This is a genomic window from Acidovorax sp., assembly GCF_046341535.1.
In the GTDB taxonomy this organism is placed as follows: Bacteria; Pseudomonadota; Gammaproteobacteria; order Burkholderiales; family Burkholderiaceae_C; genus Acidovorax.
Genome location: NZ_JBKDRI010000058.1, coordinates 1 through 26,014, shown reverse-complemented (window position 1 = coordinate 26,014; position 26,014 = coordinate 1). Strand labels below are relative to the sequence as shown.

General features: G+C 65.3%; 24 protein-coding genes, 1 tRNA gene and 1 pseudogene. 10 read left to right on the top strand and 16 right to left on the bottom strand.

All coding sequences use genetic code 11. The features are described from left to right. Positions 1–238: 238 nt before the first annotated feature. The 3 genes and pseudogenes from pcaF to ACK543_RS04065 all read right to left on the bottom strand — a co-directional run bounded on the left by pcaF (position 239) and on the right by ACK543_RS04065 (position 2,890). Positions 239–1,447, bottom strand: a complete 1,209-nt coding sequence (gene pcaF / locus ACK543_RS04075) for a 3-oxoadipyl-CoA thiolase (RefSeq protein ID WP_409941577.1) — start codon at positions 1,445–1,447, stop codon at positions 239–241. Positions 1,448–1,479: 32 nt separating this feature from the next. Then, on the bottom strand, positions 1,480–2,130 hold the full coding sequence (locus ACK543_RS04070; protein ID WP_409941576.1) for a 3-oxoacid CoA-transferase subunit B: 651 nt from the start codon (positions 2,128–2,130) through the stop codon (positions 1,480–1,482). Positions 2,131–2,160: 30 nt separating this feature from the next. Further along, positions 2,161–2,890, bottom strand: a pseudogene (locus ACK543_RS04065) (3-oxoacid CoA-transferase subunit A). A 139-nt stretch (positions 2,891–3,029) separates the two neighbouring features. Here ACK543_RS04065 and ACK543_RS04060 point away from each other — a divergent pair. The 3 genes from ACK543_RS04060 to ACK543_RS04050 all read left to right on the top strand — a co-directional run bounded on the left by ACK543_RS04060 (position 3,030) and on the right by ACK543_RS04050 (position 4,997). Continuing rightward, positions 3,030–3,830, top strand: a complete 801-nt coding sequence (locus ACK543_RS04060; RefSeq protein ID WP_409941575.1) for an IclR family transcriptional regulator C-terminal domain-containing protein — start codon at positions 3,030–3,032, stop codon at positions 3,828–3,830. Positions 3,831–3,956: 126 nt separating this feature from the next. Next, positions 3,957–4,391, top strand: coding sequence for a DUF1841 family protein (locus tag ACK543_RS04055; protein ID WP_409941574.1), 435 nt, complete (start codon positions 3,957–3,959; stop codon positions 4,389–4,391). Positions 4,392–4,535: 144 nt separating this feature from the next. Next, positions 4,536–4,997 (top strand): DUF3429 domain-containing protein, encoded by a 462-nt coding sequence (locus ACK543_RS04050; protein WP_409941573.1) that lies wholly within the window; start codon positions 4,536–4,538, stop codon positions 4,995–4,997. 495 nt (positions 4,998–5,492) lie between these two features. Here ACK543_RS04050 and ACK543_RS04045 read toward each other — a convergent pair whose 3' ends face one another. Then, on the bottom strand, positions 5,493–6,158 hold the full coding sequence (locus ACK543_RS04045; protein WP_409941572.1) for a c-type cytochrome: 666 nt from the start codon (positions 6,156–6,158) through the stop codon (positions 5,493–5,495). 105 nt (positions 6,159–6,263) lie between these two features. Between ACK543_RS04045 and ACK543_RS04040 the strand changes: the two genes are divergently transcribed. The 7 genes from ACK543_RS04040 to ACK543_RS04010 all read left to right on the top strand — a co-directional run bounded on the left by ACK543_RS04040 (position 6,264) and on the right by ACK543_RS04010 (position 15,767). Then, positions 6,264–7,118, top strand: coding sequence for an AAA family ATPase (locus ACK543_RS04040; protein WP_409941571.1), 855 nt, complete (start codon positions 6,264–6,266; stop codon positions 7,116–7,118). Beyond that, positions 7,119–7,349, top strand: coding sequence for a hypothetical protein (locus tag ACK543_RS04035; protein WP_409941570.1), 231 nt, complete (start codon positions 7,119–7,121; stop codon positions 7,347–7,349). Between the two features lie 5 nt (positions 7,350–7,354). Further along, a complete protein-coding gene (locus ACK543_RS04030; RefSeq protein ID WP_409941569.1) occupies positions 7,355–7,951 on the top strand; it encodes a GNAT family N-acetyltransferase in 597 nt (198 codons plus the stop codon). 25 nt (positions 7,952–7,976) lie between these two features. Then, positions 7,977–9,164: a vWA domain-containing protein gene (locus tag ACK543_RS04025; RefSeq protein ID WP_409941568.1), complete on the top strand. Its 1,188-nt coding sequence runs from the start codon at positions 7,977–7,979 to the stop codon at positions 9,162–9,164. Positions 9,165–9,488: 324 nt separating this feature from the next. Then, positions 9,489–11,237, top strand: a complete 1,749-nt coding sequence (locus ACK543_RS04020; protein ID WP_409941567.1) for an autotransporter assembly complex protein TamA — start codon at positions 9,489–9,491, stop codon at positions 11,235–11,237. A gap of 41 nt (positions 11,238–11,278) precedes the next feature. After that, complete coding sequence (locus tag ACK543_RS04015) at positions 11,279–15,637, top strand: translocation/assembly module TamB domain-containing protein (RefSeq protein WP_409941566.1); 4,359 nt, start codon at positions 11,279–11,281, stop codon at positions 15,635–15,637. A 55-nt stretch (positions 15,638–15,692) separates the two neighbouring features. Further along, a tRNA-Arg gene (locus tag ACK543_RS04010) sits at positions 15,693–15,767 on the top strand. 902 nt (positions 15,768–16,669) lie between these two features. Here the strand turns inward: ACK543_RS04010 and ACK543_RS04005 are convergent. From ACK543_RS04005 to ACK543_RS03950, 12 genes are all read right to left on the bottom strand, one after another. After that, the gene (locus ACK543_RS04005; protein WP_409941565.1) at positions 16,670–19,576 is read right to left on the bottom strand and encodes a DUF927 domain-containing protein; all 2,907 of its coding nucleotides are present in this window, start codon (positions 19,574–19,576) and stop codon (positions 16,670–16,672) included. Continuing rightward, positions 19,573–19,869, bottom strand: a complete 297-nt coding sequence (locus ACK543_RS04000) for a hypothetical protein (RefSeq protein WP_409941564.1) — start codon at positions 19,867–19,869, stop codon at positions 19,573–19,575. Before ACK543_RS04000 ends, ACK543_RS04005 begins: the two co-directional genes overlap by 4 nt. Next, a complete protein-coding gene (locus ACK543_RS03995) occupies positions 19,866–20,105 on the bottom strand; it encodes a helix-turn-helix transcriptional regulator (RefSeq protein WP_409941563.1) in 240 nt (79 codons plus the stop codon). Before ACK543_RS03995 ends, ACK543_RS04000 begins: the two co-directional genes overlap by 4 nt. 187 nt (positions 20,106–20,292) lie before the next feature. After that, on the bottom strand, positions 20,293–20,433 hold the full coding sequence (locus tag ACK543_RS03990; RefSeq protein WP_409941562.1) for a hypothetical protein: 141 nt from the start codon (positions 20,431–20,433) through the stop codon (positions 20,293–20,295). A 134-nt stretch (positions 20,434–20,567) separates the two neighbouring features. Continuing rightward, on the bottom strand, positions 20,568–20,894 hold the full coding sequence (locus tag ACK543_RS03985; RefSeq protein WP_409941561.1) for a hypothetical protein: 327 nt from the start codon (positions 20,892–20,894) through the stop codon (positions 20,568–20,570). Then, positions 20,891–21,190, bottom strand: a complete 300-nt coding sequence (locus tag ACK543_RS03980) for a hypothetical protein (protein ID WP_409941560.1) — start codon at positions 21,188–21,190, stop codon at positions 20,891–20,893. Before ACK543_RS03980 ends, ACK543_RS03985 begins: the two co-directional genes overlap by 4 nt. Then, positions 21,187–21,414: a hypothetical protein gene (locus ACK543_RS03975; protein WP_409941559.1), complete on the bottom strand. Its 228-nt coding sequence runs from the start codon at positions 21,412–21,414 to the stop codon at positions 21,187–21,189. Before ACK543_RS03975 ends, ACK543_RS03980 begins: the two co-directional genes overlap by 4 nt. A 295-nt stretch (positions 21,415–21,709) precedes the next feature. Next, positions 21,710–22,573 carry a hypothetical protein gene (locus ACK543_RS03970; RefSeq protein ID WP_409941558.1) on the bottom strand — a complete coding sequence of 288 codons (864 nt, stop codon included), beginning with the start codon at positions 22,571–22,573 and terminating at the stop codon, positions 21,710–21,712. After that, entirely contained in the window at positions 22,573–22,860 is a 288-nt protein-coding gene (locus ACK543_RS03965) for a hypothetical protein (protein WP_409941557.1), read from the bottom strand. The genes ACK543_RS03970 and ACK543_RS03965 overlap by 1 nt, the downstream gene beginning before the upstream one ends. Before the next feature lie 184 nt (positions 22,861–23,044). Next, positions 23,045–23,332: a hypothetical protein gene (locus ACK543_RS03960; RefSeq protein ID WP_409941556.1), complete on the bottom strand. Its 288-nt coding sequence runs from the start codon at positions 23,330–23,332 to the stop codon at positions 23,045–23,047. 592 nt (positions 23,333–23,924) lie between these two features. After that, entirely contained in the window at positions 23,925–25,130 is a 1,206-nt protein-coding gene (locus tag ACK543_RS03955) for a tyrosine-type recombinase/integrase (protein ID WP_409941555.1), read from the bottom strand. Between the two features lie 550 nt (positions 25,131–25,680). After that, on the bottom strand, positions 25,681–26,014 hold a 334-nt coding region (locus ACK543_RS03950; protein ID WP_409941554.1), incomplete at its 5' end, for a histone.

The window sequence follows — 26,014 nt, the reverse complement described above, 5'->3', positions numbered from 1 at the left end:
CGGCTGCAAATCGACCGCAGCGGTCCATTTTTAACCGCCTTTTTGCCCCATAGCTCGGCTATGGGGCTGCAAATTCGGCAAAAACTGTCCTCGCTGGGGCCGATTTTCGCTTTCGACGCTCCAAGTCCGACAGACTCCTAGATCGGGCCCGCGGGGCTGCCAGAGCCCGGCGAAGCCTGCGGCTCCAGCCTTCAAAACCCGGTTGCACCTGCGGCACTGAGCCGCCCTTTGGGAACGCTCAGACGCGCTCCAGGATCAACGCGATGCCCTGGCCAACGCCAATGCACATGGTGCACAGCGCGTACTTGCCTGCGTGCTCGTGCAGGCGGTTGACGGCGGTGGTCACCAGGCGGGCACCGCTGGCCCCCAGCGGGTGGCCCAGCGCAATCGCGCCGCCCCAGGCGTTCACGCGGGCGTCGTCGTCGTTCAGGCCCAGGGCGCGCAGCACGGCCAGGCCCTGCGCGGCAAAGGCTTCGTTCAACTCGATCACGTCCATGTGGTCGATGGTCAGCCCCGTCAGCGCCAGCACCTTTTGCGTGGCGGGCGTGGGGCCAAATCCCATGATGCGCGGGGCCACGCCCGCCGTGGCCATGCCCACCACACGGGCGCGGGGCTTGAGGCCGTATTGGGCGGCACGTGCTTCATCGGCCAGCAGCAGCGCGCAGGCCCCGTCGTTCACGCCGCTGGCGTTACCGGCCGTGACCGAGCCATCCGGCCGCACCACGCCCTTGAGTTTGGCCAGCGCTTCCAGGCTGGTTTCGCGGGGATGCTCGTCCTGGCTGACGATGAGGGCGTCGCCCTTTTTCTGCGGAATATGCACGGGCACGATCTCCCGCGCCAGGTGGCCTGCCTTGATGGCGGCCACGGCATTGAGCTGGCTGCGCAGGGCCATCCGGTCCTGGGCTTCGCGCTCGATGCGGAAGTCCACTGCCACGTTTTCGGCGGTCTCGGGCATGGAATCGACGCCGTACTTTTCCTTCATCAGCTTGTTGATAAAGCGCCAACCGATGGTGGTGTCATACACCGCGTTGCTGCGGCTGAAGGCCGATTCGGCCTTGGGCATGACGAACGGTGCGCGGCTCATGCTCTCCACGCCGCCAGCAATCATCAGCCCCGCTTCTCCGGACTTGATGGCGCGCGCGGCGCTGCCCACCGCATCCAGACCCGAGCCGCACAGGCGGTTGACGGTAGCGCCGGGCACGTTGATGGGCAGGCCCGCCAGCAGGCTGCTCATGCGGGCCACGTTGCGGTTGTCCTCACCGGCCTGGTTGGCGCAGCCGTAGATCACGTCAGTCACTGCGGCCCAGTCCACGCCGGGGTTGCGCTCCATCAGCGCCCGGATGGGGACGGCGCCGAGGTCGTCGGCCCGCACGCGGGACAGGGCACCCCCATAGCGGCCAAAGGGCGTGCGGATGGCGTCGCAGATGAAGGCTTGAGGTTGGCTCATGGGTGTCTCCACGGGTCTGAAATGGATGGCGGTCAGGCGGCCGGGCGGATGGGCAGGCCCACCAGCTGTTCCAGCGCGGGCAGCGACAGGCCGGGCACCAGGTCAATGAGTTGCAGCCCGGTGGGCGTGCATTCCAGCGTGCACAGGTCGGTGTAGATGCGCTTGACGCAGGCGACTCCGGTGAGCGGGTAGGTGCACTGCGTGACGATCTTGCTGACACCCTGCTTGGTGAGCAAGTCCATCATCACCCAGGTCTGCTTGGCCCCAATGGCCAGGTCCATCGCCCCGCCCACGGCGGGGATGGCTCCGGCCTCACCCGTGCTCCAGTTGGCCAGATCGCCCGTGGCCGAGACCTGAAACGCGCCCAGCACACAGATATCCAGGTGACCGCCGCGCATCATGGCAAAGCTTTCGGCGTGGTGAAAGTACGCACCGCCGGGCAGCAGCGTCACCGGCTGCTTGCCGGCGTTGATGAGGTCGTAGTCTTCGCTTCGTGCTGCGGGCGCCGGGCCCATGCCCAGAATGCCGTTTTCGCTTTGCAGGATGACTTCGCGCCCCTCGGGAATGTGGTTGGCCACCAGGGTGGGCTGGCCAATGCCCAGGTCGACATAGGCGCCGTCGTGAATGTCCTGCGCCACGCGGCGGGCCAGGTCGTCTTTGCTTCGTTTTTGATAGCTGCTCACGTTTTTTCCTTCTGCGCTAAGGGCGCTTTTTTAGGCAGATTTCTTGAAACCACCGGCCTGGGTGGCGGTGCGCGCGATCTTCACCACATGGCTCACATAGATGCCCGGCGTGACGATGGCTTCGGGGTCCAGCTCGCCCAGTTCCACCACGTCGTGCACGGTGGCAATGGTGGTCTTTGCAGCAGTGGCCATCACCGGGCCGAAGTTGCGGGCCGAAGTTGCGGGCCGACATGCGGTAGGTCAGGTTGCCCCAGCGGTCGCCCTTCTCGGCCTTGATGAGTGCCACATCGCCGTGAATGGGGTATTCCAGCACGTAGTGCTTCCCGTTGATTTCCCGCGTCTCCCTGGGGGAGCCGTCGGGGTTGCGTGCCAGTTCGGTGGCGTAGCCGGTGGGGCAGAAAAAGGCGCCGATCCCAGCACCTGCTGCGCGCAGACGCTCGGCCAGATTGCCCTGGGGCACCAGTTCGAGTTCCAGCGCGCCGCTGCGGTACAGCCCATCAAAGACCTGGCTATCGGCCTGGCGCGGGAAGCTGCAGATGATCTTGCGCACCCGCTCTGCCTTGAGCAGCGCGGCGAGTCCCTGCTCACCATTGCCAGCGTTGTTGTTCACCACCGTCAGGTCGCGCGCGCCCTGGGCAATCAGGCCGTCGATCAGCTCGCCGGGGATGCCCGCTGTGCCGAAGCCGCCAATCAGAACCGTGGCACCATCCTTGACGCCCGCCAGGGCCTGTGCCACTGAATCCGCCAATTTGTTGATCATCGAAAACCGCCTTCCCAAGAAGTGATGAACCGAGAGCCCCAGCCTTGTGCAGCACCACGCCACACCAGCGAAGCACGTTCGCCTCATTTGTTCGCATTACGCACATTTGTTCGCTAAAAGAATTATAATCCCATCACCCATGAATCTCCAAGCCCCCCCTTCGCAAGACCCCAAACCCGGTGACAGCTACGTGCAATCCTTTGCGCGTGGGCTGGAGGTGATCCGCTCGTTCAGCGCGCGCACGCCGCAGCAGACCCTCAGCGAGGTTGCCGCGCAGACGGGCCTGACACGCGCGGGCGCGCGCCGCATCCTGCTGACCTTGCAGACCCTGGGCTATGTGGAAAGCGAGGGCAAACTGTTTCGCCTGACCCCGCGCATCCTGGACCTGGGGTTTGCGTACCTGTCGTCCCTGCCAATCTGGAACCTGGCCGAGCCGGTGATGGAAGACCTGGTGGAAGAAGTGCGCGAGTCGTCCTCGGCCGCCGTGCTCGACGGGCTGGACATCGTGTACGTGCTGCGCGTGCCTACCCACAAGATCATGCGCACCAACCTGGGCGTGGGCTCGCGCCTGCCCGCATGCTGGACGTCCATGGGTCGCGTCATGCTGGCGGCGCTTCCCGATGACGAGCTCAAGGCCCGGCTGGCGCACCATCGGCTGGAGCGATTCACCGAACACACGGCACCCGACCTGCCCACGCTGCTCGAACGCATACGCCAGGCGCGCGCGCAGGGCTGGTGCCTGGTCAATCAGGAGCTCGAAGAAGGGCTGATCTCCATCGCCGCGCCGCTGAGCGACCGCAGCGGCCGCACGGTGGCTGCGCTGAACATCAGCGGCCAGGCCAACCGCACCAGCGCGCAGATGATGCAGGAAACGCTGCTGCCCGCGCTGCTGCGTGCGGCGCGCACCATCTCGCGCATGATGGGTGCGCCGCACGGCTGAAACGCCACGCAAGCGCCAGGATTTCACTCGCGCAAGGACTGCATGGGCGCTGCAGTCGATGCCCGTTTTCGACGCGCCGATTCTTCCCAGGCGCGGGGCCCACCGCCCGTGCTACGCTGTGCCCCCATGTTCAGCCCCTCGCAAGCCGATGTGCGCCGTTTCCTGTGCGGCGTGCACACCAAATCCCGAAGCGGCGCCCCCATGGAAGCCATCGAGACGCTGGCCAGCCTGTGGATCGCCGAGCACCCCGAGTACCACCCCGACCTGGCTGACAGCGACGCTGCCGTGGCACGCAACTATGACGAGACGCCGGGGCAGACCAACCCCTTCCTGCACCTGTCGATGCACCTGTCGATCAGCGAGCAGTGCAGCATCGACCAACCCCGCGGCATCCGTCAGGCGGTAGAGCTGCTGGCCAAGCGGCTGGATTCACTGCACGACGCCCACCATGCGGCCATGGAATGCCTGGGCCAGATGCTGTGGGACAGCCAGCGATCCGGACGCCCACCCGACGGCGAGGCCTACGTGGCTGCTGTGCAGCGGCGCGCCACGCGCGACTGAGCCCTTGCCCGCGACCGCCGCCCCAGGCCGTGCGTGGGCGGCGGGTGCGCGGCCCGGTCAGCGCCGAAGGTCTTGTGACCATGCCCGGGCACGCTGCGAGCTTTGTTTGCACAATGCCCGCATTGCTGCTTTCACGATTGCACCATGCACCCCCCGATTCCTGCACAGCGCCCCGTGTCGGTCACCTGCCTCGGCTACGGTGGGCTCATTCCCTTTGTGGCGTTGGCGACCGCCTGCCTGGCGTGGCCAGCGTTGCGCGCCACCTGGTGGGTGCCCGCACTCCTGGGCTATGGCGCTGTCATCCTGAGCTTTGTCGGTGCACTGCACTGGGGCTTTGCCATGACGATGCCCGACATGCCGCTGCGCCAGCGCCATGCCTGCTTCGCCTGGAGTGTGGTGCCAGCGCTTGTGGCCTGGCCTGCCCTGCTGGTGCCGCCAGCGGCGGGTGCCACGCTGCTCATCATTGGCTTTGCCGCGCATCTGGTGCAGGACTTCCGCTTGCAGCGCAGCGTCGTGCTCGCGCCCTGGTACCTGCACCTGCGCGTGCGGCTCACCAGCGTGGCCTGCGCCTGCCTCGCCCTGGGCGCCTGGACCAGCATGCGCTGAACAGCAGGGCTGCGCCGTCGATCGCCTCCACCACCCGTTGATGCCCCCACCGCACCGGCTCTGCGCGGGCCACCTTGGCCGCTGCGCAGGGGCACATTGGCCGACTGGCACGCAGGGGCGGTCTCGCTACAGGACTGGCCTAGGAGCCTGTCGGACTTGGAAATCGTCGGCTGCAAATCGACCGCAGCGGTCCATTTTTAACCGCCTTTTTGCCCCATAGCTCGACTATGGGGCTGCAAATTCGGCAAAAACTGTCCTCGCTGGGGCCGATTTTCGCTTTCGACGCTCCAAGTCCGACAGGCTCCTAGGGCGTGCTGGCCGAAGGGGTGCGCCAAGTGCCCTGCGGTTGCGTTTGACTGAGCTCGGTGTGACCGGCCCGCAGCAAGGACAGCACCCGCAGATACGCGCCCATGGTGGGCGCAAAAACACAAAAGCCCGCACAGGGCGGGCTTCGCAGGCCGATCGCTCAGGACCCGGCCGTCGGGCTTGCTGATCTCAGCGAAAACGGGACTGGCGCACCACGTGCAGGTCGCCTTCCACCGATCCGATGTAGTTGGCCAGGGCCTTGAGCTCAGCGTTGGTGAACTGCTTGGAGATACCGCCCATGACGGCGTTGCTGCGGCCCAGGTTGGGATTACGCGCATCGGCCTTGTAGGCCTTGAGGGCCACGAGCAGGTAGTCCGCATGCTGGCCAGCGATTTTGGGATACGAGGGATCAATCGGCTTGGCGAAGTTGTCGCCGTGGCACGACACGCAAGCGCCTTTCTTGAGCAACTCGGCCACCTGCACGCTCGGCTCACGCGATGGCTTGGCGGGCAGCTCGGTCCCCGTCTTGCCATGCTGCTCGTAGTAGGCCGCCATGTCAGCGATGTCTTGCTCGCTCAGCGATGCTGCAATGCCGCGCATGGTGGGGTGCTTGCGCTCGCCCTTTTGATAGGCTACCAGCGCCGCCGCGATGTACTTTGCGTTTTGGCCCGAAATCATGGGCACCCGGTGCACTTCAGGAAAGCTCGCCTGATAGCCCTCAATACCGTGGCAACCGATGCACATGGCGATCTTTTGCTTGCCTGCTTCCACGTTGCCCTTGGCTTCCTGGGCATGGGAGACAGCGGTCACGGAAGCGACAGCCAGTGCAAATAGCGTGGTCAGCGTTTTGTTCATTTTGCGCGCACAATCTCGTGGAGGTTCGGCTCTGGGCTCTGATCAGCCATCGATTATAGCCAGCGCCTGTCAAGCCCATTCATCATCCTTCCGGTGTTGCGCCCCATGAAATTCCAAGGATCCGAGAACTATGTCGCCACCCCGGACCTGATGCTGGCCGTCAACGCGGCCATCACGCTGCAGCGCCCGCTGCTCATCAAGGGCGAGCCAGGAACCGGCAAGACCATGCTGGCGGAGGAAGTCGCTCAGGCGCTGAAGATGCCGCTGTTGCAGTGGCACATCAAGTCCACCACCAAGGCCCAGCAGGGCCTGTATGAATACGACGCCGTGAGCCGCCTGCGCGACAGCCAGCTCAATGACAGCGACAGCGCCGAACGCGTCAAGAACATCCGCAACTACATCGTGCAGGGCGTGCTGTGGCAGGCCTTCACGGCTGACGAGCCCGTAGCCCTGCTGATTGACGAGATCGACAAGGCCGACATAGAATTCCCGAACGACCTGTTGCGTGAAATCGACCGCATGGAGTTTTACTGCTACGAAACGCGCGAGCTCATCCGCGCCAAGCACCGGCCGCTGGTGTTTATCACCTCCAACAACGAAAAGGAGCTGCCCGACGCGTTTTTGCGCCGCTGCTTCTTTCACTTCATCAAGTTCCCCGAAGCCGACACGATGCGCCAGATCGTCAACGTGCACTTCCCCACGCTCAAGAGCGAGCTGCTCACCGTGGCCATGAAGACCTTCTACGCCGTGCGCAACCTGCCGGGCCTGAAGAAAAAGCCCTCGACCAGCGAACTGATCGACTGGCTCAAGCTGCTGGTGGCCGAAGACATCCCGCTGTCGGCACTGCAAAGTGCCGATAACAACGTATCGGTGCCGCCGCTGGTGGGCGCGCTGCTCAAGAACGAACAGGATGTGAGCCTGTTTGAGAAGCTGGTCTTCATGAACCAGAGGAACCGCTGAGTGAGCACCGACAACAACAACCCCGGCAAGCTGCTGGCCAGCGGTATCGCTGATGCCGTCGGCTTTGTGGGCGGCGCGCTGCTGGGCTACTGGATCGGGCAGATTCTGGGGCTGGATGTCTTTGCCGAGGGCTATGGGGCCAGTAGCCTGATCGCCATTGCCATGGTGGGCCTGGGCGGCGGGCTGGGCCTGCACCTGTCCAAACGGTGGCACAACGCGCGCAAGGAGTGACCGGGATGGCCTTCATGGAACCCGTGACCCTGTGCGAGCGCGGCGTGCGGCTGGAGCCGCTGGCGCTCACGCATGAGCACGGCCTGCGCGCTGCCGCAGCCGATGGTCAGCTATGGCGGCTGCGCGTGACCTCGGTTCCCGAACCCCAGGACACGCGCAAGTACATCGAGGACGCCCTGCGCATGCGCGACGACGGCAACCGCTTTGCCTTTGCGGTGGTGGATGACGCCAGCGCCACCGTGCTGGGCACAACGAGCTACCACGACATCCTGCCCGCCGTGAAGCGGGTGGAAATTGGCTACACCTGGTACCGCCAAAGCGTGCAGCGCACGCATGTCAACACCACCGCCAAGCTGCTCATGATGGGCCACGCCTTTGACACCCTGGGCTGCCATGTGGTGGGCTGGCGCACCGACAACTTCAACTTTGCCTCGCAGCGCGCCATCGAGCGCCTGGGCGCGAAGAAAGACGGCGTGATTCGCGGCCATGCGCTGCGCCGCGACGGCACCATCCGCGACACGGTGATGTACAGCATGCGCGCGGGCGAGTGGCCTGAGGCCAAGGCGCATTTGCTATATCTTTTGGAGCATAAAACCCAATAGGAGCAAGCGCGGAAGGCTAAAAATAATGCTAATCGACTTCTTCTACACCCTGCGCGCAGCCAAGCTACCCGTGTCCGTGAAGGAATACCTCACGCTCCTGGAGGCCCTTCGGGCGGGTGTGGTGGGACCAAAGTCAGACGATGCATGGAGCCTGGACGATTTCTACAACCTCTCGCGGCTCACGCTGGTCAAGGACGAGAAGCACTACGACAAGTTCGACCGGGCCTTTGGCGCTTACTTCAAGGGTGTGGAGATGATGGCCGACTTCACCCAGGAAATCCCGGCCGACTGGCTGCGCAAGGTCCTGGAAAAGGAACTCACGCCAGAGCAAAAAGCCGCCATCGAGAAGATGGGCTGGGACGAGCTGATGGAGACGCTGAAAAAGCGCCTCGAAGAGCAAAAAGAGCGCCACGAGGGCGGCAGCAAGTGGATCGGCACGGGCGGCACCAGCCCGTTTGGCCACGGCGGCTACAACCCGCAAGGGGTGCGTATTGGCGGCGCAGGCAAGAACAAAAGCGCCGTGAAGGTGTGGGAGCAACGCGCGTTCAGGGACTATGACGACCAGCAGGAGCTGGGCACACGCAACATCAAGGTGGCGCTTCGCCGCCTGCGCAAGTTTGCGCGCGAGGGGCATGAACTCGAACTCGACCTGCCGGGCACCATCCGCAGCACTGCGGCCAACGCGGGCTATCTGGACATCCAAATGATGCCCGAGCGGCACAACAACGTGAAGGTGCTATTGCTGATGGACGTGGGCGGCACGATGGACGAACACATCCAGCGTGTCGAAGAACTGTTCAGCGCCGTCAAGGCGGAGTTCAAGCACCTGGAGTTCTACTACTTCCACAATTGCGTGTACGACTTCGTGTGGAAGAACAACCGCCGCCGCTTCGCCGAGAAGTTCCCCACCTGGGACATCATCCGCAAGTACAACAAGGACTACAAATTGATCTTCGTGGGCGATGCCACCATGAGCCCCTACGAGATCCTGCAGCCCGGTGGCAGCGTGGAGTACAACAACGAAGAGCCGGGCGCCGAGTGGATCCAGCGCCTCACACGCGCTTTCCCCCATTTTGCGTGGATCAACCCCGAGCCGCCGGGCGTATGGCAGTATCGACAGAGCATCAGCATCATCTTGCAGCTGGTCGGCAACCGCATGTTCCCGCTGTCGCTCAAGGGGCTGGAAGAAACGATGCGGCTGCTGTCGAAGTAAGCTTGGGGGCATCGGCTGCGTGCGGGTGTGCTGGCCCGCAACGGACGAAGCCGCCTACCATGCGCCCCGCTGGTATGGCGACATCTCGAACCAGCGACGCAGTTGCCGGCACGGTAGGTCGTTGTAAGCACATGGCCTGCCCACCGACCCGATTTTTCTCTGCCTGTGGACTCTTGCACTCCTTGCCGATCTTCCCTGCTGCCAGCGCCGGCCCTCGGGCTGGCGTTGCTGCTTTTTGCCGCACTGCCGCTGCAAGGATGCAGCCTGCTGCCCCTCGGGGCCGATCGCAACGCGGCCGATGCCGAGACCACTACCGAGCGCACCATGGCCGAAGCCAGCTTGTCATCATTTGCGGTCGAGGTTCGGGCACCCCAGTCCGTGCGCGAAACACTGGTTCGCCATCTGGAGCTGCAGCGCTTTCGCGGCCTGCCAGACCTTCAGGCCAACGAGCTGCAGCGCCTGCTGGGAGCGGCTGACGCCAACGCGCGCGAGCTGCTGGGCACCATGGGCTACTTTGCACCCACCATCACCATCGAACTTAGCAATACGCCTGATAGCCGCCACGCCCCGCGAACGGTGACCGTCAACGTACAGCCGGGGCCGCAGGCGCGCATCGTCAGCGCCGACATCCAGTTCACAGACACGCCAACCCAGGACGCACGGGGCACGCTGCGCCAACAGCAACGCGTGCAGCGCGACTGGTCGCTACCCCCGGGCCAGCCCTTCACACAATCGGCCTGGGACGCGGCCAAGACCAGCGGACTGCGCCGGCTGCAGGCATACCGCCACCCGGCCGCCAGGATCGCCAGCAGCCGGGCAGAGATCGACGCCGACACCCATGAAGCCAAGCTGGAGGTAACGTATGACACCGGTCCGGCCTACCGGTTCGGCCCGCTGCGCGTGCAAGGCAGCCAGCGCTACGACCCGGACAGCGCAAGGCGCCTGGCGCGGCTGCCTACCGGCGCCATCTATGACGAGGCCGAAATGCTGGACGCCCAACTGCGCCTGGCCAGCAGTGGCTATTACGACGCGGTATTCCTCTCGCTGGACACAGAAGCTGCCGACCCGGCCGCCGCGCCCGTCATGGCCCAGGTGCGCGAGGCGCCACTGCAACACCTGGTATTCGGCCTGGGCTTGTCCACCGACAGCGGTGCGCGCCTGACTCTAGAGCACATCCACAACAAGCTGCCTGGCCTTGACTGGCGCGCGACGAGCAAGCTGGCGCTCGACCAGGAAACCCAGCGCATCGAAACCGAAGCCACCGCGCTTCCCGACGACAACGGCTGGCGCTGGTTTGCCGGAGCCCAGCTGCAACGGGAAAACACGGGCGACTATGAAGTCAACAGCGGCCGACTGCGCTCGGGCCGCAGCCAAAGCACTCGCAACATCGACCGCTATTACTTCGTGCAATACGACCACGCGCTCAGCCAGGGCCTGAATCCACCGCCGTCAGGCAGCGCCATCAGCATCCACTACGGCTGGACGGGCCGCTACTTCAACAACCCGATCGCGCCCACCAGCGGCTACGGCATGGCTGCCGAGCTGGGCCTGGGCACGACCCTGCAGCCCGACCGAACCCCCTTCGTGCGAGCCCTGCTGCGCGGGCAGACCTTCATCGCGGCCGGACGCATCCACGACGACGCAGGCATAGGCCGCAACGCCCGCATAGCGCTGCGGGCCGAAGGCGGCGCCGTGCTGGCGCGCGAAGGTGCCGAGATCCCGGTCACACAGCTTTTTCTCACGGGCGGCGACACCACCGTGCGCGGCTACGGTTACCGCAGCATCGGCACGCGCACCCACAACGGGCAGCTTTACGGCGGCCGCTACCTGGCTGTGGCCAGCGCCGAATGGCAGCGCCCCATCGTGTACCGCGGCGCCATGACCGACTGGGAGAGCACGGTGTTCATCGACGCTGGTGCCGTGGCCGACCGCGTGGGCGACCTCTCACCGCGCGTGGGTGTGGGCGCAGGCCTGCGCTGGCGCAGCCCCGTGGGGCCACTGCAGGCCGACCTGGCGTATGGGGTCAAAACCAAGGATGTGCGGCTGCACCTGCGGCTGGGGTTCAGCTTCTGACCATCGCTGCAGCGCGCCCTGACGCTTGAACTGATCCGAACATGTCGCCCAGCCCCCAGCCTGCCCCACGCGCTAACGACGTTGGCACGGGAGCGCGTGTACCCCGCGCCGCAGAGTCACGTAACCGGCGAGCTCTGTACGCGCTGGGCTGGCTGCTGGCTGCCCTGGTAGCCCTGCTGCTGGCGCTGGGCGCGGGGCTGTGGTTCTGGGCTGGCAGCAGTAGTTCGCTGGCCACCGCACTGGCCCGCGCAGCGCGCTATCTGCCGGCAGACCAACAACTGGAAAGTCGCGAGGTCCGTGGCTCGCTGCGCAGCGGCGGGCATATCGGCTGGCTGCGCTGGAGCAGCCCAGGCGTGGCCGTGGAGGTGACCGACATCACCATCGGCTGGCAACTGGCCCCGCTGCTGCAGCGCCAGGCGGCGCTGGGCGATGTGCATGCCGTGCGTGTGCAGATCACGCGCCACGACGCCCCGCCCATGGAGCCAGCCCCGCCGATTGAAGAACTGTTGCTGCCGGTGCCAGTGAGCCTGGCGTTTCGAGTCGACCAGATCGCCTGGGCTGGACCGCTCGCAGCGCAGATCACGGACCTCTCAGGCGACTATCGCTTTGACGGCAGCGAACACCGTGTGAACCTGGCACGCGTGGAGCTGGCCCAGGGCCGCTACAGCGCCAGCGCGACGCTCGGTGCCCGAGCGCCCATGGCCTTGCAGGCCACGGTGGACGGAACCCTGCGCACGCAATTGCCCGGCGCGGCCGCCCCGCTGCAGGCGGTGGCCCAGGCCACGCTGCACGGTACGCTGGCCACCGCCGCTGCCACGCTGCAGGCAAAGGCCAGCATTCGCAGCGTGGCTGGCTCGAACGCTACCGCCACGGCATCGCCACCGCCTCGCGCTTCGGCTTCTGCCATCACCGGCAAGCCTGCTTTCACCCCAGGCACCGAGCCCATGCAGGCCGACCTGCAAGCCACGCTGCGCCCCTGGGCGCTTGAGCCACTGGATACCGCTGTCGTGACCCTGCGGGCCCTCGACCTGGCGGCGCTGTGGCCGAAGGCACCCGCCACGCTGTTGAGCGGCACGGTGCAGGCCGGCCCCACGCGCGCCGCTCCCGTCTCACCGAGGGCCACAGCCCCGTCCGAGGGTTGGTCCGTGCAGGCCCGCCTGCGCAACGATCTGGCCGGCCCATGGGATGCCGCCCGCCTGCCCCTGACGTCGCTGCAGGCAGATGCCCGACTGGCTGACGGCCGCTGGACCGTGGCATCGGCCACGCTCGCGGCGGGCAGTGGCAGCGCCGTGGTGCAGGGGCAGTTCACCCCGGCCACCGGCGCGGTCAGTGGTCAGGCCGATCTGCACAACCTGCAGCCCGCCGCACTGCACACGGCCTTGGAAGCCGCCCCGCTGTCGGGCCATATCCGGGCCGACATGCAAGGCGATGCGGTGCGCTTCAATGCCGACGTTCGCGCTACCGCTGGCCGCGCCGCGCCGCGGGGCATCCGGACCTTGCAGGCACAGGGCACCTGGCAACCCGACCGCTCGCAGCGGACCTCTGCCACGTCGGGCGCCTCGCAGTCAACACCGGCCTGGCCCGATGCGCATGGAACCCTGCTGCTGGAGCAGTTGCTGATCGATGCCCTGCAGGCCCGGATCGAAGCCACGCAGCTACGCATCGCGCCCGCCGAAAAGTCGGTCATGGGGCAGCTGGCAATCACGCTGCCAGGTGCCACGGCGCGAGCGAACGGTTCGATCGCCGCGAGCAGAGGTGAAGGAGAGTTCAACCTCCAGTGGTCAGACCCCGACCGGGCCCTGCGCTGGCTCGCCAGCCTGCCCGTGGCAGGCGCGCGTCTGCAGCCCATGCTAGCCGGTGTACGAGCCAAGGGTGCAGCCCAAGTCGGCGTGCGCTGGAAAGGCGGCTGGGAATCGGCCTTGAAGCAGTGGCAGCACCCTACCAGCCGTAACGTAGCCGTTGCCCCTGACTTTGAGTTGCAGGCCAGCGCCTCCACCCAGCAGCTTGACCTGCAGTGGCCATCACCGCACGATGCCGGTGGCAACGCGGGCACTGCCGTGCAATTGCGCGACCTCAAGGCAGTGCTTTCGGGCAACCTGGGCCAGGCCCTGCTATCGCTGGACGGTGCTGCCCGCCTGAACCCGACTTCGCCGCAGACAACGCAACACATTGCGCTGAAAACACAGGCCAGCGGGGCTCTGGTGGGCGCAGGGCAATGGCGTGTGGTGTTCAATGAATTGCGCGCCCAGGTGCAACATGTCCAGCGGGCGGGGCCATGGGTGCTGCAGCTTGCCGAGCCGATCACGGTAGCAGCTCGCACAGCAGTGCCGGGCGGCGCAAGTGCTTCGGCGCCCGCCACAGCCGATCTGACTGTAGAGGCATCCGCTGGCCAGGCGCGCATCACCGGGCCAACACCCGGGGCGGTGCTGCTGACATGGCAGCCTGTGCGCGTCTCCTGGTTCACAGGCCTGAAAGTTCAAAGCCAGGGCACTTTGCAAGGCTTACCCGTTGTGTGGGTCGATAGCCTCGGTATCGGCGCCACGCCAGGCGCGACGGATCAGCCGGCACAGCCCCTTCTCGCGCGCATCGGATTGGCCAGCAGCATGGTGCTGGATGGGCAATGGAACATCGACACCACCCAGGGACTGCGCGGCAACGCCAGCCTGCGACGGACCAGCGGCGACCTGCGAATCCTGGCGGGTGATACAACGGACATCACCGCCGTGCAGCGCAGTGGGCAGGGCAAGGCTGCGGGTGCGGGTGCGGCAGAGACAAGCGCGACGCCGGCGTCGACCGCGTCGGAAACCTCACCCGCCGCAGGGACCCCAGCCGGAGTGCGACTGGCCGAACTGTCGATGACGCTGGACGGCGAGACCCTGCGCGCCCGCCTGCAGTGGGCCAGCGATCGCGCCGGCGAAATCGACGCCACCGCCAGTACCCGCATCGCACCCACCACAGGCACTGCCGGTGCGCTGGGCATCACCTGGGCCACCGACGCGCCCGTGGCCGCACGATTGCGCGCCAGCCTGCCGGACGTAGGCCTGTGGTCAAGCCTGGCCCCACCAGGGTGGCGCGTGGGCGGGACGCTCCAGGCCAACGCCACGCTGTCGGGCACGCGCGATGCGCCGCGCTGGTCCGGTACGCTGGGGGCCGACGACATGGCCGTGCGCTCGGTGTTGGACGGGGTGGACCTACAGGGCGGCCGGCTGCGGGCCACCCTGCGGGGCAACGAGCTGCAGATCAACGAGTTTCGTCTCCAGGGCGGACGCGGCAGCGGCGCGCGCATTGCAGGCTTGAGCGGCAACCGCACGGTCGCGCCGACCGATGGCGGCACGCTGACGGCCAGCGGCAGCATCCGCTGGAGTGAGGCGTCCAACGGCGCAGGCAGGCCGTCAGGCATCGCGATGGACATCGATGCCGAAGCCCGCGCGCTACAGCTGCTGGTGCGAGCCGACCGCCAGCTCAGCGTGTCGGGCCCCCTCAAGGTGCGCCTGCTCCAGGGGCAGCTCGCGTTGCAAGGCACCCTTACCGCTGACCGCGCCACCATCATCCTGCCTGACGAAAGCCCGCCGAGTCTGGGCAGCGATGTGGTGGTTCGATCGGCTGCCCAGGATCGAGCGAAGCAAGCCGAGGTCAAGACCTCACAGGCCGCTGTGCCCTCTCAGGTGGCCACCCTCAAACCGCCAGACGTAGCCGTCACCTTCAACCTGGGCAATGACTTCGCGCTGAATGGCCATGGCATCACCAGCCGCCTGACGGGCCAGGTACAGGTGCGCAACGCCCCGGTAGCTGGGGGCCCGCCGCGCGTGACGGGCGAGGTGCGCACCGAGGCAGGCCGCTACCGCGCCTGGGGGCAGATGCTGAATGTGGAAACGGGCCTGATCCGCTTCAACGGCCCCCACAACAATCCCTCGCTCGACATCCTGGCACTGCGCCCCAACATTGCCGTGCGCGCGGGCGTGCAGATCACGGGCAGCGCCCAGGCCCCGCGCGTACGCCTGTATTCGGAACCCGATCTGCCCGATGCCGAAAAACTCTCGTGGGTAGTGCTGGGCCGCGATGCCACAGCGGCCGGGGCAGAGGCCGCCGTTCTGCAACAGGCCGCGCTGGCACTGCTGGGCCGGGGCGGCCTCAACAACACGGCAAGCAGCATCGCCAGCCGCGCAGGCCTCGATGAAATAGGTTTCAAGGGCCCAGGTACCGGCCAGGACGCTACGGGCGCTGCGCTCACGTTCGGCAAGCGCTTGTCCAGTGACCTGTATGTGACCTACGAACGCAGCCTGTCGGGAACGCTGGGCACACTGTTCGTCTTCTACGACCTGACCCGGCACCTCACCCTGCGCGGACAGACCGGTGAAAAGAGCGCGGTGGACATCATCTACACCATCAAGTACGACTGACCCGCCCTGCCCCTGACACGCCCCGCGCAGCACCTACAATGCGCGACTGCCCTCCCTCCTCGTAGTTCAATGGATAGAACGAGTGCCTCCTAAGCGCTAGATACAGGTTCGATTCCTGTCGAGGAGACCAAATCACAGGCCGAAGGCTTCCACAAGCTTCCGGCCTTTTTCTTTTTCCCTATGGGAAGTGGCTTTGACTAGTGCGCAAACGTGCGGCGAAGTGTGCCGGAATCCGGGGGTACGTGGGGGTACATTTGGGGGTGCATTTCCAGAAACTGGGGGTACATGCACCAGGTCAGGCGGGGGCCAACGGCCACAGTTGGGCTGGTATTTCCAGCGCTCAAAACAGCCCGCCCGAACAGAGCCCATGCCGAAGGGGGATACCCCCCCCTATCGAAACTTGCGCGCACAAAAAAATGAGGAACAGGTCGGTTTCCGGCCCGTGCACCCCAGACTTTCAAGCCCCCCCTACCCTCTCGCTTCGTCACGCCCGCCCTAGTGGGACGGCAGGGCAGCAGGGCAGCAGGGCAGCAGGGCAGCAGGGCAGCAGGGCAGCAGGGCAGCAGCCTACCGGCATGCAGCGGCCACCCCAGCCCACCCGCTGCCCACTCAATGCACATTTACGGGAAATATCGGTGGGTGTCGCGCACAGCCTTTGGGCCGTCTTTTCTTCGGCCATCGTGTTTTTGCGTGGGAACAGTGGGAACAGTGGGAACACCGCATGGATAAAGGCTCTCCGCGTTCCCACTGACTTTTGAACAGTGGGAACAGTGGGAACAAATTTCAGGGTGTCGGACTGTTTTTGCACATTTGCGGGAGTTTTCACGGCCCCGCGCAGTTAGCGGGCGCAGACGTGCAGAGCCCCGAAGTGCCAACAGAACGCAAGGGGTTTTGCACACTGGTGCTTTTTACAGGTAAGCCACCAGCAGCGCGAAAAGAGCCCCTGCCCGCCCCCTCCAGCGGGCGGCGCGGTCGTGCTTTGCAGGGGTGAATTAATGGCCGTGCATGCGCGTGCACGGCCATGGCTGGGGCTCAGATGTCCAGTTCGAACAGAGCGGGCGGGATGCGATAGCAGTTCGACAAGCCCAGGCCTGGCAGGCGTTGCTTGCAGTCGAATGCACGCCCGGTGCTGGGCAGCAGCGCCCCATGCTCCAACAGAACGCGGGCAACGGCCTGATAGTCCAGGCCTTGGCACACCTCAGAGCGAAAAACCTCGGGCAGAATGAAGTATTCAACACTGACCGCCTCTCCATCCTTGGGCGTCATGCGATCGCCATACTCTCGCAGGTGGTCGGCATCGCTCTTAATTGGCTTGCCCTCGTTGTCCACCATGCGGCGAAACCCGGCGCGCTGCAGTGTGTTGGGCGCGCGGTCATCCGATGCCCGATGCCACCAGGTGAAGCGGCCCGATCCATGCGCTTCAAGAAACCGGCGCACCTGGCGCAGCATCTGCCGCACCTCGCCATTGCCCGCCCCGCCACGGGCCGACAGCCAGGCATCAAAGCACGCGCGTGCAGCCCGCTCGCCCTCACCTGCAGGCCAGCCCGTAAGCCCCGCCTCCGTCGCCAGCTCGCCAGCCACGCCCACCAGTGCAAAGCGGGCGGCTACCCGCTCCACCTGACCGGCTGCACCATCAGGCACCCATTGCCGGGCCAGGGCCTGCACGCTGGCGCGCAAGCGCTTGGGCAGGCTCGCGGCCTTGCTGCATGCCCATTCGATAAAGGCGCGCCCTGGTGCACCATGGCACGCTTGCGCCTCGCGGGCAAGGTGACTGGAGAACGCGGCCCCGCCCGCAAAGCCGTGCAGGTTCTCGAAAGCGCCCAGGCCTGCGCCCGCATCTGCGGGTATGTCGGCCATCCGCACCTCTTGCCCAGTGCGGGCGCGCTTCATGCCTTCGGCCATGTGGTCAGCGAGCCCCAGTTCACCAGCAGACAGGAACAGCAAGCGCCAGGACAGGCGGGCACGCGGCGCACCGTTGCGGGTGGCGCGGGCCTTGCTCTGTTCGTTGGCCAGCATGTAGGCGCACTCCCCAGCCACCTTACCCTCCACCTGCGCCAGTTCATCCAGGATCAGCAGCGAATCGCAGTGCTGTGCGGCGATGGCCTCCAGCGCGTTATCGGTGGTGCGCCAGCGCTGCATGTAGCTGGGGCCACCGTACACGCTGGCGGCCAGGCGTAGGGCCGTTGTCTTGCCGGTGCTGCTGTCGCCCCGCAGGTGAAAGCCCCCGCTCTCCATGCCCGCCATGCGCAGCAGCGGCCCGGCAAAGGCGCTGGCCACGCCAAACGCCAGGCGGCTATTGCCCACGCACAGCACCCCAATTCGATCACGCCAGGCGGCTGCATCCTTCCTCACGCGAAAGGTGTTTTCCATCTGGCTATCGCTCTGGAACACGATGCGCTCGGCATCGTCGCCAATGGTTTCGTGGGGCAGAACGTAGGCCATGCCACCGCCTTCGGTGGGGTGCCAGCCGATACGGTCTGTGCAACTGGCGAAGTCTGCCGGGCGGCGTGTTTGGATGTACTCAGTAAGGCGGTTGCGGGCCGTCGGCGCGGTGGCAATGCGTAGCCCCATGTTCAGCAAAACGGCCCGGTATTCGCCCCCATCGCCCGACAGCATGCGGGCAGGCATGGCCCATTGCTTGGGCTTGCCCAGCGGGTCTGCAAACTGCAGCAGGTAGCCCCAGCCCTGGCTCTCTTGATCCCGTGTCAGGGCTTCCACATCAAGCCGGGAACAGAGCCACAGCGGGCGCAGGGGCTCACCATCGCGGCCCCGCCCGTGGTAGTGCACACCATCGGCATCGACCGTGAACGGGTCATGATGGCCCACATCATCGGCGGGTGCGGGCGGGCCATCGTCAGAGCCCCCGCCAGAACCACCACCCGCCCCGGTATCGGGCCGCTGGCGGGGCTTTGCGGCACGTTGCGGGGCCTGCGCAGCGGCTGCAATGGCGCTTTCCACCACATCGCGCACCGCACCCAGGCCATGGGCGCGGTGCATATCGTTGAAGTCGCTTGCGCCCTCGGGCAGGCCATCAGGCAAGGCCACGACACCGCCCACCGCAAGCGCTGCAGCTTCGGCCTTCACGCGGCCCGTGTTGTTGCCGGTGCGGGCCTCGGTGGCGCGGTCGTCATCGCCACACAGCACCAGCAAGGCAGCGGGGTAACGCTGGCGCAGGGCCTTCGCAACGCCAGCCAGGTTGCCCGCATCGAAGGCCACTGCAACCGGGTGCCCCGTGGCTTCATGCAGGCTTGCCGCAGTGGCGTAGCCTTCGGCCAGCAGCAGCACCGAGGCAGCTTCGGAAGCGCCCAGCGTATGCCACAGCCCAGCCTTTCGCCCGCCCTTCATAAACAGCTTGTCGGTGCCGTACTGCGCACGCTCTGGCGCAATGCGCTGTAGGTTCCATAACGTGCCTTCACCATCGCGTACAGGCACCAGCAACCAGCCATCCGGCGCAAAGCGCACGCCGTAGGCGTGCACGCCCTTGCGGGCCAGGTAGGGGCTTGTGCCCGTGTCGCTGGCTGCATTCCACACGGCCAGCGCCTCAGCGGCTGCAGCGGCTTGCGCGGCCTTGCGGGCGCTCTCTTCGGCCTGGCGCTGCTGGGCGCGTTCGGCTTGCTGGCGGGCCAGCTCTGCGGGGCTTGGGGCTGGGGGTGCTTGGGCACCCTTGGGCAGCGTAAAGCCGTGCTCTTTGGCAATGCGCAACAGTGTGCCAATGCCCACACCGCCCCCGGCCTTGATACTGCGCCAGGTACTGCGCGTGGCACTCGCGTCGTGCACGTCTGCCGTGGCGCTCCATGCTTCGAACAAGTCGCGGCCCGTGTCGTCGGGGTACTCGCTTTTGATAGCCATGCCCACCCTCGCCCATTCTTCACGGGCCAGGCTGGCGGGAATGTGCGCCAGGGCTGCGCGGATCAGGGCGGGGGTGATATGGGTTGTCATGCGTCGTTGGTGTTTTCTGGTTCACTGGCTGGCGCAGGTGCTCCAGCCAAACGCTCGGCAAGGTATGCAAGCGCACCGGCCTGCATGTGCGCTGCGATGAGGGGTGCCGCGTCTGCCACGCCAGCAGCCAGGTTCAGGACTGCATTAATGGCGTCTAAAAGCGCACGGTCTGCAAAGTCCGAAGCCTTAAAGCAGCGCTCCACGTCAGCAGCGGTTAGTGCCTCCCAGCTCTTGGGCGTGTAGTCCAGCTCATCCGCATCCATGGCGCGGCCCTCCACTGTGCGGGCGTTCATTGCTGCACCCCGGTGCTCTGCTGCGCCTCTGCAATGCGGTCTTGCACCCACTGCAGAACGGCGGTTTCTGGCCAGGCAACCATGCGTGCATTGAGGCGCACCGATTTGGGAAACTTCCCGGCTCGCATCAGTTCGTAGATGGTCGATTTCTTGCACCCCGTCATTTCTTCGACTTCGGGCAATCGCACCAGGCGATCACGTGGGACAACCGGGCGGGCTTGGTGAACAACTTGCATGAGGTGGGTTTCCTTCCTTGCTGGAGCCCCCCCGCATCCGACATGGGCGGGGCAGGCATGGAAGGAATTTCAGGCGATGTAACCCCAAAAAATCGCGTTGCACTTGCGTGGCACGCGTCCGCTGTAGCCCGTACAGAGGGCAAAAGGCCCGCCGTGTATGGATTGCATGCCACGGGTTTGCAACCCATCACGGCGCACCGCGCAGGGCTCGCGCCTGCGCCTCCAATAGCGCGGCCCTTTCTAGTGCAAAGCTCATGTACTCGGGCATGCGTGCAGCCGTGGCCCGGTAGCGCCGTGCATCGGCCTCAAGCTCTGCCGCTTGGGCCATGCGCACCCGGCGCCTCGTGCGGTGCCAACTGCTCGGACTAATGCTGGTCACGTTTTGGGGTGGGCGGCCTGGCGGTAGCTTCGGCGTAAGCACGGGCGCAGCAGCGGCACCAGGAAGGCAGATAACGGCGGCGCTCATGCACTACCCCTTTGCGCTTGCACCAGGCCCGCGTGAATGGATGCTTGCAAGTCGACCGCCAACTCCAACAGGTACACCGAAGCCCAGGCCACGCCGGGGTTTTCTGGTGTGCTCTCTGCCGTGGTTGCCACGCCATACGATGCCGCCTGCGCAGTGGCAAGCAGCAATGCCAGCGTATCCATGGCATCCGTCAGGGGAACGCCCTCACGCACCTCAAAAACGCGGCCTCCAGCGCTCATCGAAACCGGGTGCTTCACGGTCACAGCATTCGCCACGCCAGGCGCTGCAACAGGTGGATTGGGGGTGTGGTGCTTGGGGCTCATTGGCCACCGCCTTGCAGCGCATCCGCACCGGCCCGCATCCTCTCCCGCACGATCTTTTGAAGGGCATCGCAGAACACCGCAGACAAGGGCGCAAGGCGATGCAAAAAAATGGCAGCCACCGCCTCGCTCTCTATGCCTTCAAAAACCCTCGCGGCTTGGTGCAAGCTCTCAACCTCGCCCCAGCACCACGCCAGCACGTCCAAGGGCGATGCGTCCGGGTTAACAATAATCGCTGGCACCTGAGCATTTAGCGCCCCCCAATTGCGGGCTAAGAAGCCAATTGCAGCGGCGCTCATGCTGCACCGCCTTGCTGCGCACACGCATGCACCTGATTGACGGATGCCAGCGCCTGCACCAGCTTGCGCCGGGCTGCGGCCACGTTGCCGCGCTCCAGGTAGGCGCTAGCCAGGTTGCAAGCGTTGAACGCTGCAAGCACTGGCTGTAGGTGAGCGAGTGGGATGGTGCCCGCGTGGGGCTCAGAAGGCGCAGCGCTGCGGCTGGCCGGTGTGGTGACGGTCATGGTCTTAGCTCCTTCGGGAAGCAAGGGAACCCACCGTTTGCGTTTTCAAGCGCAGCGGGTGGACGGGATGTTGAAAACACGTCCGAAGCCGTGCGGGCGGCGTTGCCGTTCGCCCCATCCCGCCCGAAACCATGGTGGTGCGGTGCAGGCGCACCAACCCCCAGAATTTAGGCGTGACAAAGCCCCGCTTTCAGGTGGGGGCTGCGACCTCTTCGGATGTGGTGTTTTCAAGCACCGGGCCTTTCGGCTTGCCCGCAGTGTAGCGCGGGCCGTAGGGGATGGGCAAGGGGTAAGGCTATGCGCCCTTCGCGTGCCGCTTACCGTCGCGCACTTGGGTTGAGGACTGTGCTGCTACTGCCCGCTCATTTTTCTTGGCTCGCTTGCGATCACGATACAAAGCGTTGTGCATCGCCTGACGTGTCTTTAGCCCCACCTCAAGCGCCATATCTGTCAACGCATCGGATTGGGTTTTACCGCCTTTTTTCCTGAGCTCCAGCTCAGTTTTTCCGACAGCCACCTGATTCCCCAAACCCCAATCACTGCCGGGGTTCGCCTTGCGGTAGACCACCAGGGAGGACCAATCAGCCAGCGGAAAGGGGGAAGCTGGTGCCACCTCTACCACGGTGCCCCAGCCCCAAAGCGCGTGCGCAACAGCGAAGGGCACTGCCAAGTCCTTTGGCCCGCCGCTCCTATCCGTTCGCTCGCTAAATTCAAAAGGGGATTCTTTCGTTTCGTCATACTCAGCGGTGAAGCCAGGCGTATTCACCAGTCGCGCTAGATCCCGAGGCGCCATCAACCAAGATGCCTTGATATCTCGCGCTGCAGCCCTAGCATTGGCAACCTGTGGCGGTAACGAATGCAACCCCTCATAACCAGAAAGGTACTTCAACCATTCGGTAGTGTCGTTTTCTGGTGCGGCATCCTCCATGGCATCAAGGCGATAGAGCAGGGGCGGCGCATCGCCTTCCAGCGGCGCGCAGACTGCCCGCACGGCACTGGCAAACGACGTTTCACGAGCTTGCACGAGCCAACGCACCACATCGGCCAAACGCACCACATAGCCATCAGGCCCATCCTTGTAGCGCTGGGCACCGTAGGGGCTATGTACCTGCCAGCCGCCGCCTTCGGGGGGCTTGATGCGGGTCGTTTCGGTGCCCATTACTCCCCCACCTTGCCTTCTGGCTGCGTCAGATAGGCAGCATGCAGGCGCTCCAAATCCTGCAGGAACCACCCCGCCGCCCTATCGCTTGCAGGCACCGTGTGGGCCGCGTACAGGCGCCGCACGTCCAACAGTAGCCCCAGGTGGCGGGGCACCCATTCGGGTATCTCCACGCCCTCATTGCGCCAGCGGCTTGGGGTGTTACGGTGCAGGCCCGTGGCCCGGCAAAAGTCGCTGGCTTTCCAGCCCAGGGCCGCAATGGCCGATTCGAATTCATCAAGGGTCATGCTTGCGCATTGTGCCCACACTCCCGATACAATGCAAAATAAAGTGAAAACGCACCGTATTTAACATAACGCCCGTCGCATCTACTGTGCATTGTGGACAACTTTTGCACCTTAACGGGAAAATTTAATGTTTACGCGGGGTTACGCGCGTTCCGCGTTTGCTCATTTTTTGAGCAAAGTAGCGTCAAAAGTTATCCACAGCGCCGCCCCATGCCGACAGTAGCGCACCTATACCGCCCCCGCTGGTGACTTCCGAGGCCTGCGCCGGGTCGGGTAAAGCGTACTCAGCCACCGGCTTGTTCCGGTAGGGCACGCGGCGCGTGCGAACAATGACCACAGCGGCAGAGCGGCGCAGGTAGCACAGCGCATGCCTTGCAGCCACCAGGCCCACGCACGCACGGGCCGCAACCTCCCGCAGTGTGGCCCCGCGCTCAGGCGTGGCCAGCTCGCCCACCGCCGCCAGCAGAGCCATGGAAACCTCCCCCTTTGGCCTACCGCCAGGCCCTCGCGCTGCACTGTCATTGCTTTTGCTCATGCGCCTATTTTGCCCAGCTCGCCCGCTTGCAGGCCCGCCAGCCGGGGGCAACAAATCCACACGTGCGCACGTCCGCCCGGCGCAGTGCGGGGCATCGGGAGGCACCCTCTCGCGCTCATTTCCGGGCAAGTGCGCAAGCGGCAAAACCAGCACCAGGCAGGGGGGCACGGCAGGCAAAGGCAAAGGGAACAAAGGCGGGCCGCGAAGGGCTCGGGGGAAGGAGGGAATAAGGTATGAATGAGTGATTTTTTTCACTATATAAAAATATTCTCATTTGTTCCCACTCTGTTCCCAGTCTGTTCCCACTTTGTTCCCACTCATGACCAGCCGGTAACCCGCATGAATCCTTGATTCTTGATGTTTGTTCCCACTGTTCCCACGGTTTTCCGGGGAATGGTGGCGAAGCAAATGCAAAAACACACCGCTGCGCCCATGAAAAAAGGGCCTCGCGGCCCTTGTGGTGTGGTGCTGGGATGTGCCCGCCTGGTCGCGGTTCCCGGTTTTCGCACTCGATTCGGTTCCAGGTCCGTCATGCGGCCCGCTGGGGCATCTTCACCACGTTGCCCGCCTTGCGCCCGTCCAGGTAGTCCGCCCACCACTGCATCAACCGCTCGCGGTCCTGCATGTAGGTGCTGCGGTGATAGGCCGCCCGGATTTCGTTTTGCTCCTTGTGGGCGAGCTGGCGTTCGATCACATCGGGATTCCATCCGCACTCATTGGCCACCGTGGAAAACAGCGCCCGGAACCCGTGGGCCGTGGCCGTGTTCTTGTAGCCCATGCGGGCCAGGGCCGAATTAAAGGTGTTTTCGCTCAGGGGCTTGCTGGGGTAGACAGGGCTCGGGAACACCAGCTCGCGCCCACCGCTCAGGGCCTGCATGCTGCGCAGCACCTCCACGGCTTGGCGAGACAGGGGCACGCGGTGTTCAGCCCGCATCTTCATGCGCTCAGGCGGGATCACCCACAGCGCTGCATCAAGGTCGAACTCTGCCCACCGTGCGCCGCGCACCTCGCCCGGGCGCGTGGCCGTGAGGATCACCATGCGCAGCGCGTGCACGGTGTGGGGGTCGCCTTCGTAGGCGTCCAGCTTGCGCAGGAACTCGGGCAGTTCCTTATCGGCCATGGCCGCCCGGTGCTGCACCTCGCGGGGCTTGAGGATTTCAGACAGCACCAGGTCAAGCATGGGATTGGTTGCGATGCGTTCATGGATCACCGCCCAGCGATACACCGCCTTTACGCGCTGCAGCACCCTGCCCGCCTGGTCGGCTGCGCCCCGCTTCTCAATCTTCACGATAGCCTCGCGCACCTCGCCCGGCTTGATGCTGGCCATGGGTCGGGCACCCAGCGTGGGGAATATGTCGGCCACCAGCGATGCCAGGATGCGCCCGGCGGTGTCAGGCTCCCACCGGCCAGCCTGGTGCTGGTGCCAGTCGCGGGCCACGGCCTCCAGGGTGTTCGCCGCTTCGTGGCTTGCCTGCGCCTTGCTGGCCTTGCGCACCGCGCCCGGATCGTCGCCAGCCTGCAGCACCTTGCGGGCCTCTGCCGCCTGGTCGCGTGCATCCTTGAGCCCCACGGCGGGATACACCCCCAGCGCCAACAGCTTTTCCTTGCCGCCGTGCCGGTACTTCAAACGCCAGTACCTGCCCCCGGCCTTCGTCACGTCCAGGTACAGCCCGCCCCCGTCAAAGTGTTTGCCGGGCTCGGTCAGGTTGCGCAGTTTGGCGTCGGTCAGCTTCATGGCGGGGGGGTATCAGGAACAGTCTGGGGGTACATTTGGGGGTACATTTTGCAGAAAGTCAAACCACACCCAGTATTCATGCGGCCTAGCGGCCAAAGTTCGAGTGCTGTCGAGGGACCAAGCGATCGCATCGCGCCTGCCTTGTGACCCCAGCGGCCTCGGCTCCCACTGCCACGACCTTTGCGGACTCCTCGATCCAGCGGTGACGTCTTCCCTACAGGAAAAAGGCAAGCTCTCCCCAGGCAAGAACCCACTCATCGGCGGCACTACCGCTGCATCCGCAGCCACTTCGCCTTGCTCACGAGAGCTTCGCGGCAAGTGCCCCGCTTGCCCTGGTTGGCAGCGCCTTCGGTGCAGTTCAAGTTGATCGGCTCGCAGATTCGCGGAGCTTACTTTCCACAATCGGTCGCCCTCACGCAGTTGCGCTTGGCGTCGCTCGCTGTGATCAACTTGCGGCGGGACTTGCACCCGCAAGAATGCGCGCGTGCCGGGCGCACCCCCAAAAAAACCCGGTGCCTTGGCACCGGGTTTGAGCGCGAAGTTGTCGCGTTCAGGGCTTGTTCCCCGTTGGGAACGGCCATGCTGCCTGAGGATTCAGCGTAGTCTGCGCTGCTGGCGCGGCAGGTGCTGGCGCAGGGGCAGGGGCCTTGGGGGCCTTCTTGGCGGGCGCTGCCTTCTTTGCAGGCGCTGCCTTGGACGGCGTGGCCTTCTTGGCGGCTACGGTCTTCTTTGCAGTCACGGCCTTTTTTGCCGGCACAGCCGCCTTCTTGGCTGGCGCAGCAGCCTTCTTCGCAGGTGCAGCAGCCTTCTTAGCGGGCGCAGCCTTCTTCGCAGGTGCAGCAGCCTTCTTGGCGGGCGCAGCCTTCTTTGCCGGTGCAGCAGCC

Excerpts from the sequence above, each read along its gene's own strand:
- ACK543_RS04030 (WP_409941569.1), top strand. The coding sequence starts at position 7,355 with ATGGCCTTCATGGAACCCGTGACCCTGTGCGAGCGCGGCGTGCGGCTG.
- ACK543_RS03985 (WP_409941561.1), bottom strand. The coding sequence starts at position 20,894 with ATGAGCCCCAAGCACCACACCCCCAATCCACCTGTTGCAGCGCCTGGC.
- ACK543_RS03975 (WP_409941559.1), bottom strand. The coding sequence starts at position 21,414 with ATGACCGTCACCACACCGGCCAGCCGCAGCGCTGCGCCTTCTGAGCCC.
- ACK543_RS04055 (WP_409941574.1), top strand. The coding sequence starts at position 3,957 with ATGTTCAGCCCCTCGCAAGCCGATGTGCGCCGTTTCCTGTGCGGCGTG.
- ACK543_RS04000 (WP_409941564.1), bottom strand. The coding sequence starts at position 19,869 with ATGAACGCCCGCACAGTGGAGGGCCGCGCCATGGATGCGGATGAGCTG.
- ACK543_RS04045 (WP_409941572.1), bottom strand. The coding sequence starts at position 6,158 with ATGAACAAAACGCTGACCACGCTATTTGCACTGGCTGTCGCTTCCGTG.
- ACK543_RS03960 (WP_409941556.1), bottom strand. The coding sequence starts at position 23,332 with ATGGCTCTGCTGGCGGCGGTGGGCGAGCTGGCCACGCCTGAGCGCGGG.
- ACK543_RS04020 (WP_409941567.1), top strand. The coding sequence starts at position 9,489 with ATGGCCGAAGCCAGCTTGTCATCATTTGCGGTCGAGGTTCGGGCACCC.
- ACK543_RS04050 (WP_409941573.1), top strand. The coding sequence starts at position 4,536 with ATGCACCCCCCGATTCCTGCACAGCGCCCCGTGTCGGTCACCTGCCTC.
- ACK543_RS04025 (WP_409941568.1), top strand. The coding sequence starts at position 7,977 with ATGCTAATCGACTTCTTCTACACCCTGCGCGCAGCCAAGCTACCCGTG.
- ACK543_RS03995 (WP_409941563.1), bottom strand. The coding sequence starts at position 20,105 with ATGCAAGTTGTTCACCAAGCCCGCCCGGTTGTCCCACGTGATCGCCTG.
- ACK543_RS04015 (WP_409941566.1), top strand. The coding sequence starts at position 11,279 with ATGTCGCCCAGCCCCCAGCCTGCCCCACGCGCTAACGACGTTGGCACG.
- ACK543_RS04060 (WP_409941575.1), top strand. The coding sequence starts at position 3,030 with ATGAATCTCCAAGCCCCCCCTTCGCAAGACCCCAAACCCGGTGACAGC.
- pcaF (WP_409941577.1), bottom strand. The coding sequence starts at position 1,447 with ATGAGCCAACCTCAAGCCTTCATCTGCGACGCCATCCGCACGCCCTTT.
- ACK543_RS03965 (WP_409941557.1), bottom strand. The coding sequence starts at position 22,860 with ATGACCCTTGATGAATTCGAATCGGCCATTGCGGCCCTGGGCTGGAAA.
- ACK543_RS03970 (WP_409941558.1), bottom strand. The coding sequence starts at position 22,573 with ATGGGCACCGAAACGACCCGCATCAAGCCCCCCGAAGGCGGCGGCTGG.
- ACK543_RS04040 (WP_409941571.1), top strand. The coding sequence starts at position 6,264 with ATGAAATTCCAAGGATCCGAGAACTATGTCGCCACCCCGGACCTGATG.
- ACK543_RS04005 (WP_409941565.1), bottom strand. The coding sequence starts at position 19,576 with ATGACAACCCATATCACCCCCGCCCTGATCCGCGCAGCCCTGGCGCAC.
- ACK543_RS03955 (WP_409941555.1), bottom strand. The coding sequence starts at position 25,130 with ATGAAGCTGACCGACGCCAAACTGCGCAACCTGACCGAGCCCGGCAAA.
- ACK543_RS03990 (WP_409941562.1), bottom strand. The coding sequence starts at position 20,433 with ATGGCCCAAGCGGCAGAGCTTGAGGCCGATGCACGGCGCTACCGGGCC.
- ACK543_RS03980 (WP_409941560.1), bottom strand. The coding sequence starts at position 21,190 with ATGAGCGCCGCTGCAATTGGCTTCTTAGCCCGCAATTGGGGGGCGCTA.